Annotated in this window: 10 protein-coding genes; all 10 read right to left on the bottom strand. The window is 32.2% G+C overall.

What is annotated here, in order from left to right; translation table 11 throughout:
* Positions 1-260 (bottom strand): DUF3944 domain-containing protein (locus tag EJF25_RS22710; RefSeq protein ID WP_125042942.1); only part of this gene is annotated, 260 nt, incomplete at its 3' end.
* Between the two features lie 3 nt (positions 261-263).
* Entirely contained in the window at positions 264-590 is a 327-nt protein-coding gene (locus EJF25_RS22705) for a leucine-rich repeat domain-containing protein (protein ID WP_370685739.1), read from the bottom strand.
* The gene (locus tag EJF25_RS22700) at positions 578-943 is read right to left on the bottom strand and encodes a leucine-rich repeat domain-containing protein (RefSeq protein WP_125042938.1); all 366 of its coding nucleotides are present in this window, start codon (positions 941-943) and stop codon (positions 578-580) included. The genes EJF25_RS22705 and EJF25_RS22700 overlap by 13 nt, the downstream gene beginning before the upstream one ends.
* Before the next feature lie 172 nt (positions 944-1,115).
* Entirely contained in the window at positions 1,116-2,492 is a 1,377-nt protein-coding gene (locus tag EJF25_RS22695) for a leucine-rich repeat domain-containing protein (RefSeq protein ID WP_125042936.1), read from the bottom strand.
* A 464-nt stretch (positions 2,493-2,956) separates the two neighbouring features.
* Positions 2,957-3,607 (bottom strand): recombinase family protein, encoded by a 651-nt coding sequence (locus EJF25_RS22690; protein WP_125042934.1) that lies wholly within the window; start codon positions 3,605-3,607, stop codon positions 2,957-2,959.
* Positions 3,608-4,010: 403 nt separating this feature from the next.
* Positions 4,011-4,286 carry a hypothetical protein gene (locus EJF25_RS22680; RefSeq protein WP_125042930.1) on the bottom strand — a complete coding sequence of 92 codons (276 nt, stop codon included), beginning with the start codon at positions 4,284-4,286 and terminating at the stop codon, positions 4,011-4,013.
* A 19-nt stretch (positions 4,287-4,305) separates the two neighbouring features.
* A complete protein-coding gene (locus tag EJF25_RS22675; RefSeq protein WP_125042928.1) occupies positions 4,306-4,551 on the bottom strand; it encodes a hypothetical protein in 246 nt (81 codons plus the stop codon).
* Positions 4,552-4,639: 88 nt separating this feature from the next.
* A complete protein-coding gene (locus EJF25_RS22670) occupies positions 4,640-5,674 on the bottom strand; it encodes a DUF3871 family protein (RefSeq protein WP_125042926.1) in 1,035 nt (344 codons plus the stop codon).
* Between the two features lie 154 nt (positions 5,675-5,828).
* Positions 5,829-5,975 carry a hypothetical protein gene (locus EJF25_RS25200; protein ID WP_200832977.1) on the bottom strand — a complete coding sequence of 49 codons (147 nt, stop codon included), beginning with the start codon at positions 5,973-5,975 and terminating at the stop codon, positions 5,829-5,831.
* Between the two features lie 310 nt (positions 5,976-6,285).
* Positions 6,286-7,680, bottom strand: a complete 1,395-nt coding sequence (locus tag EJF25_RS22665; RefSeq protein ID WP_125042924.1) for a tyrosine-type recombinase/integrase — start codon at positions 7,678-7,680, stop codon at positions 6,286-6,288.
* Between the last annotated feature and the right edge of the window lie 58 nt (positions 7,681-7,738).

Genomic DNA, 7,738 nt, shown 5'->3' with positions numbered 1-7,738 from the left:
AGGAATCGTTCGGTATGTAACACAGTTTTTCTTATACAATTAGCGATCGTGTTACCGCCAAATAGCTGAAATTCATTCGCTATATCTTCCCACATGCTAGTGAGATGATCGGGATAACATTGGAGATAAGCATTACTTTTTGTCAAAGTTTCCAAATAACGCTTCTTTCCATCCTTATCTGTAGTTAAGTAATCCACTAGGATTTGTAAGTCTTCATTCTTGCAGAAAGCAAGAAATTCTAAATCTTTGTCTTCTTTCATAAGTTATTCTTCTATATATTCAACTTTATCACCCATTACATTATAATAAGCAGTTATACTACCTTTAGGAATATGTACTTTACCACCATATCTGATAAAATCACCTTCTTTAATTGTAGGAGGTGTTGATGATTTGAAATAAAAGTCAGCAATAGTTTGGAGCTTTTTGTATGTATTCTCCATTGGTAATGTTGAATTTATATACCGATCATTCCAAGAACCAATTTTGGTTACTGATTTTGGCATAACTATTTTATTCATTCTAAAACAGCCACTTATACATCCGTGAGGAATCTCTACAAGTCCTTCGGGAAAGATTATATTTTGCAATCTATACAATTTATAAATGTTTTATCGCCTAGTTTTTTTAGATTTTTAGGCAATTCAATCTGTTCTAATGATATACATTGACCAAAAGCCATTTCTCCAATGGTTTCAATACTTTGAGGAAGGATTACTTTCTTAAGGCTAACACAACCTTCGAATGCAGAAAATACTATAGTTTTCAAATAAGGAGGGAATTCGACAGTTTTCAAGTTTATACAGTTCTTGAAAGCTTCTCTATATATACATGCGGCTCTTAAAGGCAATTTTACTGTTTCCAGAAGAAGCATTCCTTCAAAAGCATTATATGGAATACAACAGTTTTTCTCTGGTTCTTTAAATTCTGTTGCAGATTGCAATATATACGTTAAAGCTTTATTTGCTTGATATTCATTTGTAGAAATTTCTGATCCCTGTATTCATTATCCAATCCTTTCCCTAGTAATCCAAACAAGAAATTTAAAGCTTCCGTATCTGCCTGCTGTTTCTTTATGAACTCTGGTGAATAAGTAATATATGTGTGAGACAGATCTAAGTATTTAAAGCCTTACATTTTTTGATAATATCTAAATCCGTTTCATAAAGAAACCCGGTAATAGTTAGTGACTCTACTGAGCTAAGATTTTTTAATGGTAAAGAAGACAAAATACTTCCAGGTGTTTCAACTGTAATATTGAAGCTGCTTTGAGCGTCTTTTTGAACTATATTCATTTCGTTCCATAAGTTCTGCGAATGATATGCCGTAAAAGCATCCTTGGGAACAATCATTTTATATGTAGAGTTCCATCCCAAATTGTCCAACCCCCTTGTATCGTTAATATAAGGAGGATTTGAAGATAGAAAAACAATTCTTTCTATTGGACAACTCTCAAATGCTGAGAAATATAACTCTTTTACAGACTGGGGAATTTCAATATCTTTAATGACACATTTATAGAACGCATTTTCACCTATTGATATTATTGACTTATTTAATATCACTTTTTCTAGTTTGTTGCAGTTTAAAAAGCAATAATTTGGTATATACTTGATTTTCTCAGGTATTTTGATAGACGTAATATTAGAACTAGCAAAAGCAAACGGAGTGATAGAGTCTATATTGGCAATATCATTAATATTATACTTATCATCCCACGTGTTTAATATTACTAGCTTGTCTTCATTAATAAAAATATAGTTAGGAGAAATTTCTTTTAATGGTAAACAATCTTTTATTAAACAATCAGCCGTTGGTACTACCAATGAATCTACGAATATTTTTTGATTTATATTATGTACATACTCTCCCTTTTCATTATAGAGGTTTCTGCGTTCATAATAGTTACTTGTTCTACGATCTTGGCCTATTAATCTGTCTAGCTCTCTTTGTCTAATGTTTTGAGGGGCATCCTTGAAAACATCTAGATTAAATTTTGTCAAATCGTTCTCTAAAATATTAACTTTCTTAAGGTGTATTTCTTCACGATTATCGCTATACATCTTAATCTCACATCCTCGTCTAATATACAGCACTTCTAAGACAGGAATATTGGGAATATTACTTTTATAAGGGTAGAATCCTGTACAAGATAATGGCAACCACAATTCTTTCAAATGAGTTAATACTGGTAAAGTCAACTCATTATGTTTAGTGAATTCCTCTTTATGATCTTTCTCTTTATCGCTTGATAGAATTACATCCCTTAGATCCAAATATTCCAAATTATTCATAGAACCAAGATAAGCAAAATCTTCGCTGTTCATAGTCCCTGAAATTTTTAATTTGATAATATCTAACACGTCCTTTTTCTTAATAACACTTGATAATTTACCAACCTTTTCGTTGGTTACAGTAGTAATTGTTTGTGCATAAGAAAATGTTGTGGTCAAAAGGAAAAAGAGTAACTGGAACAATTTAGGTATTTTCATAATTTTGTCCTCCTATTTGCTTATAAGTCTCCGAATTCAGCAATCTTTAAAAGATTAACTTAAGTATGGACATAAAAAGAGAGGCTTTGCATTTGATCCTACTACTAAGGGCTACCACACCCTGCAAAGAGAACCAAAGCATCACCTCTCATGTTGAATATGTCTGATAAGTATATAAACAGCAAAATGCCGTATATACTTGGGCATATACAGAAACAAAAAAAAGTGAGTGCATGTTAATTGGTGTCCTCTTTGCTTATCTTAATGTGGTAGTTTAAGTAGCAGAACTTAACGCACTTCTATGTCTGCTAGAATTTTTCCAGCGTGACAAAGATAAGCGTTTTCCAATATTTAGCACTCACTTATGAGTATTTATTTTTCTTGTTTCCTTTCCAAATATAAGGCTTTTTAGTTTTCAAAGACGGTGAATAATAAAAAAAAGAGAGCCGAAGCTCCCTTAATTTCTATTTATCGCTTAAAAATTGATTTTTAATTCTCTGGACTGTTGAAATCCCGATTCCTTGAAGTTTAGCAATATTCCGGACACTGTACCCTTTCTTTAACAAGATAATAGTCTCCTTATATTCCTCCCTTTTCTTTTCCTCCGTTTTGATTGAACCAGTTTTTCTACCTAGCTTACCACCATTTGAAATATAATTTGCCCTACCACTATCCAAACGGTATTGGATATTACTCCGTTCTATGTTTGCCATTTCGGCTAGTACTGTCACCATGATACTGGTAATGGGATTAACTTCTCCGTTTGGTTGCAAAGTATATAATCCTAAATTTTGTATGTAAACCGAAACTTTGGATTCATGTAGCATTTCTAAAGAACGAAGCACTTGTAATGTTGATCTACCAAGTCTACTTAATTCTGAGAGAAGCAAGAAATTCACAGACTCTCGTTTACAGTATTCCAAGCATTCTCCTAGAATCTGCCTTTCCTCAATTTTCTTTGCACCTGAGATATGCTCTTCGTAGATATTCACTATTTCTATATTTTGTGACTTAGCATAATTTTCCAAGTCCTTGATTTGCCTACTTGTGTCCTGTCTATCGTTGTTTGAACTGACACGAGCATAAATTACTGCTGTTTTATTTTTTGTTTCCATATTATTCTTTGATTAAATTGATAACACGAAAAGATGTATTCAAAACCGTCTATTAGATTTATTTGAACACATCCTTGATTTGAACACAAAAAGAGGATAACCACCGCAAAGCAGTTTCCTCTTTCATTTGATTTAGTATGTCAGATTTTAATTTTTCTGATATTTACTCTTTTCTGATAAAATACTCTATTGCTGAATGAACGAGAATGTAGTAATCTCGATTCACCCTACATTGATTCTCCCACGGATTATAGAATTCCAAACATAGCTCTTTATATAATAAAGGTAGCTGTTTCTTGATCCGTCTTACTAACCAACCATAATTAAGTGGTCGGCTATTTTTCATTTTCTGTTTCCATTTCTCTATCAAGATCTGAGAACAAGTACATTCCAAATACATGACTTATATATAAGGTAGACATTGGTTTTCAATAATCTCTTTTAGGAGTTTTGCCACTTCATGAGATGCTCTATTCCTGTCATCGTAGTATCTGCTATCATCGGCTTGTACGTTAATTATCTCTCGTATTAACCTGAATAAAGACTGTTGTAGTGTCGGATGAAAGTACTTAATACTCTCGGCAAAACTTTTATAATTAAAACATGTATCATTTAAAGCATTTTCTAATTCCATTGCTGCCTTAAATTCTCTACTGTTTTCTAATTCAAATCTTTCCATAACATTTCATTTAAAGTATTTATTCTAATATGATTTTTACATTCGACTTAATTTCTATCCCCATTGGTTCACAACCGAACTGCTGACCGAAATAGCAAATGCAATTATTCAGTAGCATATCCCTGTAGAAATTAAGGACATCATCTTTATTAGCTACATAATTAAATAGATGGTCTGTATCACCAAAATACCGACCGTTATCATCCATAAACACAGGACGATTCCAATCATCAATCCCTTTGAACTTTAATCTTAAATCTTTCATATCTGTTTTTTTTATGTTGTTTAAAAATTAAAAAAGGAACACTCACCATATTTTTAGTGAATGTTCCTCTTCGGTACATATCTTTTTCTTATGACAAGAACCATGAAAAGCTGTTATCTTCTCCAGTTAATGCCTTTTGAATTCCAATAGCTATATCCGTTGCATTCTGATTTCTTTCCAACCATTTATCAATATAACTCGACTTAGCCGCTTCATTTAATAACTGCATTAGCTGCCAACAAGATATACTGCCCAATCCCCTTTCTCCAAAGTTTTCATTTGACACAAAACCTTTGGTAGCTGCATTTATTTGCGAATCTACTAAAAGGATTGTTGGTAGTTCTTTCTGCTCTGACAGTGGTAATACTTGATAAAGTCTTAGCCGACCTATTAATTGACAATACTGTTGAATTGTTAATCTAGTGCGTCCTAGATTCTCTAAAAGTCTTAGATTTACTTCTGGTTCAAAAGACGTGAATAGTTTTATTGCCGATTGGTATATATCCAAATCAGACATAGCTTCCAGTTTCTCTTTTAATCCATCACAAGTTAGCATGAGATTTGAACAAACCTTTACTCGGTAGCCGATGAATATTTTAAATTTCTCCGGACTTTTCCTTGAATAAAGATTCTCTTCGTGATAACTGCGTACACCGCCTATACAAAGATGTACTTCTTCTCCATTGAGTGTTTTACTTATGGATTTAATCTCAAAGCAAAATGCCATTCTTTGATAAAACAAAGTCTTTTCATCTTCTCTGAGTTCACTTGCTTTTTTATGGAGGGCAGTCGGAAGTCTGCCAATAACCGGATGTGATACCCGACACTCTATATTTCCTAATTGTTCTCCTAGAAAGCAATCATTTGCAGCCTGATAAACTTTTTCTATAAAGTTCTGATGGCTGATTGTTAATGAATTGTCCCCAAAAACGGGAACAACACATTTGTTTTTTAGTTCTTCCAATGTGATTTCATTGGTATTACTTTCTATGAAATGAGGATGCTCTTCTTCAACTATTACGTTTGGCTCTACTATAACTGCATCTTCTATTTCTTGATCTAATATATTTCTTCTCATTGCTGCCATCCCTGTTTGTGGGATGATACTTAAATTTGTTTCCATTTTATTCGATTTTTAATTTGTTTCTTACTCTGTTTTTGTTTTCGAGACCTTCTTCTTCAAAAGGTTTCTAAATTTCTTTCCATTTTTAAGCTTACATAATACTACCTCAAAAATTATAATTAGACCTGTTTCAATCTTCTCAAATTTAGTCATATCATTCTTCTGTTTTAAATCCTACGGGATTTACTTTTTTTCGAGTTCTCCTTTTAATAAAGGATTCTATAAACTCAAACGCTTCTAGTAAATGGGCAAGTAGCCCGATAAACTTTACTACTTCAATAATCATTTTTACTTTTTTCATTGTTATTTCTCCTATTCTTTAATTGTTAATAATTCATTGTTTTAATTCATAAATAAGGCTTTCAAATGAATAGAAGTGGGCAGTGAACGGTGAGAAGAAAAAAAATAAAGAGAGTCTTAAGCTCCCTATGTTGAAAAAGAATATAGATACGAGAAAATCCCCACTTCCGGCATATAATTAATGCTGAAAATGAGGATGGTCTCTCGGTGGTAATGTTTTGTTTTTAGCATTATCCAACCGCTTATATATTTTTTATTATCTATTTATTCTTTCTCATATATTAGGTTTTGAGATCTTTGAGAACGTAAGTTTATTTTTTTATTTGTCTGATAAGTTCTCCTATTTCTTCGGAATTCATATTGTCTAATAGTTTCATTATTTCATCTTTGGGTGAAATTTCTTTTTTCTGAAAAATGTTTTGCAATGCTTTGTCATTTTCAGAAGTGTCAAAACTTCCCATATATCCTTCTGTGATTTTTACGGAAGAATGGGCTAACAAATCTTTTAGTTTAGCATTATCTGTACCCTTTTGTTTAGCTATTTTAGCGAACGAATGGCGGCTAATGTGGAAGGATAGTTTCTTTTCAATTTCTGCCATTTCAGCTAATTTCTTTAAATATTTATTTATTAATGCGTTCTTTGATGATACTTGATTGAACAATTTTATCTTTAGTTCTGTGGGTAATGTGTCTTTTTCTTCTTGCGAAATAGCTTTTGCATAATGTTCGTTTACGTCTAACAAGGGAAAAATATAGTCAGTCGCTTTTATTTCGTTTTGGTAGTAATGAGCTAGAATATCTTTAGCTTGTTGTACCAATATTAAATCTCTGTCTTTGTGATTTTTCCCCATTTGATAATGAAGTCTACCGTCGGAAGTAATATTACACCATCTTAGTTGGATCAAGTCGCCTACTCGTATACCAGCGCAATAAAACGAGAATAAAAAATAATTTCTGCAATGCCATAATAAAGTTCCTTTTTTCAGCTCAAGATCTATTATTTTTTCGATTTCTGCTTCATCCAATTTCTCTTTTGTTGTTTTTACTCCTTTATATGAGTACGATAAAAATGGATTCTTTTCAGGTTTCATAAACTTTTCAACCTCAATAGCTCTTTTTACCAAAGTCTTAAATATATTGAAATTCACCTGTATAGTATTGGGGTGAAGTTTTCTATCTGGATCTCTTTCATTGTGTAGTGAGTGCATATACGCTTCAAACTTAGATAGAAAAGCTGCTGTTAATTCAGCAAATGTAAGGTCTTTACTTCTTCTTTCTTTTAGAAAAGCTTCTAGCTTGTTACAAAAGCCATTATACTTTTTCCAGTTTCTGTAGTTTCCAGCATCATATATTTCTTTTGTTCGTTGTTTAGCATATTGAAGAAAAGAAGAGGTTCTTTCTCCTGCTGTCATTTCAATAGCTATTTTTTCAGTAGTAGCTAATCCATCTTCTTTTAATTCTTGATAAGTTTTTCTTGCTTTTTCGAGTTCTTGTGCCAAAGTTTCATTCCAAACTGCATAATTGGGTTCTCTTTGCCGTATCCAGTTTCCCTGCTTAGCATCCTTATTGAAATCTGATTTCTTACTGACTGCAATAGGTGTTTTGATTCTCTTGTGCCTCTGATTTTGTGTTATGCGTAATAAGATAGCATAGGTCTTATTCTTACTTGGTTTATTATTGAGCTCAAAGTTGAATGTTACTGCCATATCTTGAATGATTTTAAAGTACTGATTACAAATGTACTAAATAATCATATTTACTGAA

The sequence above is a fragment of the Bacteroides faecalis genome (genome assembly GCF_003865075.1).
Lineage (GTDB): Bacteria > Bacteroidota > Bacteroidia > Bacteroidales > Bacteroidaceae > Bacteroides > Bacteroides faecalis.
This window is presented reverse-complemented; position numbering and strand designations above follow the sequence as displayed.

Coding starts and splice junctions, on each gene's coding strand:
- EJF25_RS22675 (WP_125042928.1), bottom strand. CDS start 4,551: ATGAAAGATTTAAGATTAAAGTTCAAAGGGATTGATGATTGGAATCGT.
- EJF25_RS22665 (WP_125042924.1), bottom strand. CDS start 7,680: ATGGCAGTAACATTCAACTTTGAGCTCAATAATAAACCAAGTAAGAAT.
- EJF25_RS22670 (WP_125042926.1), bottom strand. CDS start 5,674: ATGGAAACAAATTTAAGTATCATCCCACAAACAGGGATGGCAGCAATG.
- EJF25_RS22680 (WP_125042930.1), bottom strand. CDS start 4,286: ATGGAAAGATTTGAATTAGAAAACAGTAGAGAATTTAAGGCAGCAATG.
- EJF25_RS22695 (WP_125042936.1), bottom strand. CDS start 2,492: ATGAAAATACCTAAATTGTTCCAGTTACTCTTTTTCCTTTTGACCACA.
- EJF25_RS22690 (WP_125042934.1), bottom strand. CDS start 3,607: ATGGAAACAAAAAATAAAACAGCAGTAATTTATGCTCGTGTCAGTTCA.
- EJF25_RS25200 (WP_200832977.1), bottom strand. CDS start 5,975: ATGAAAAAAGTAAAAATGATTATTGAAGTAGTAAAGTTTATCGGGCTA.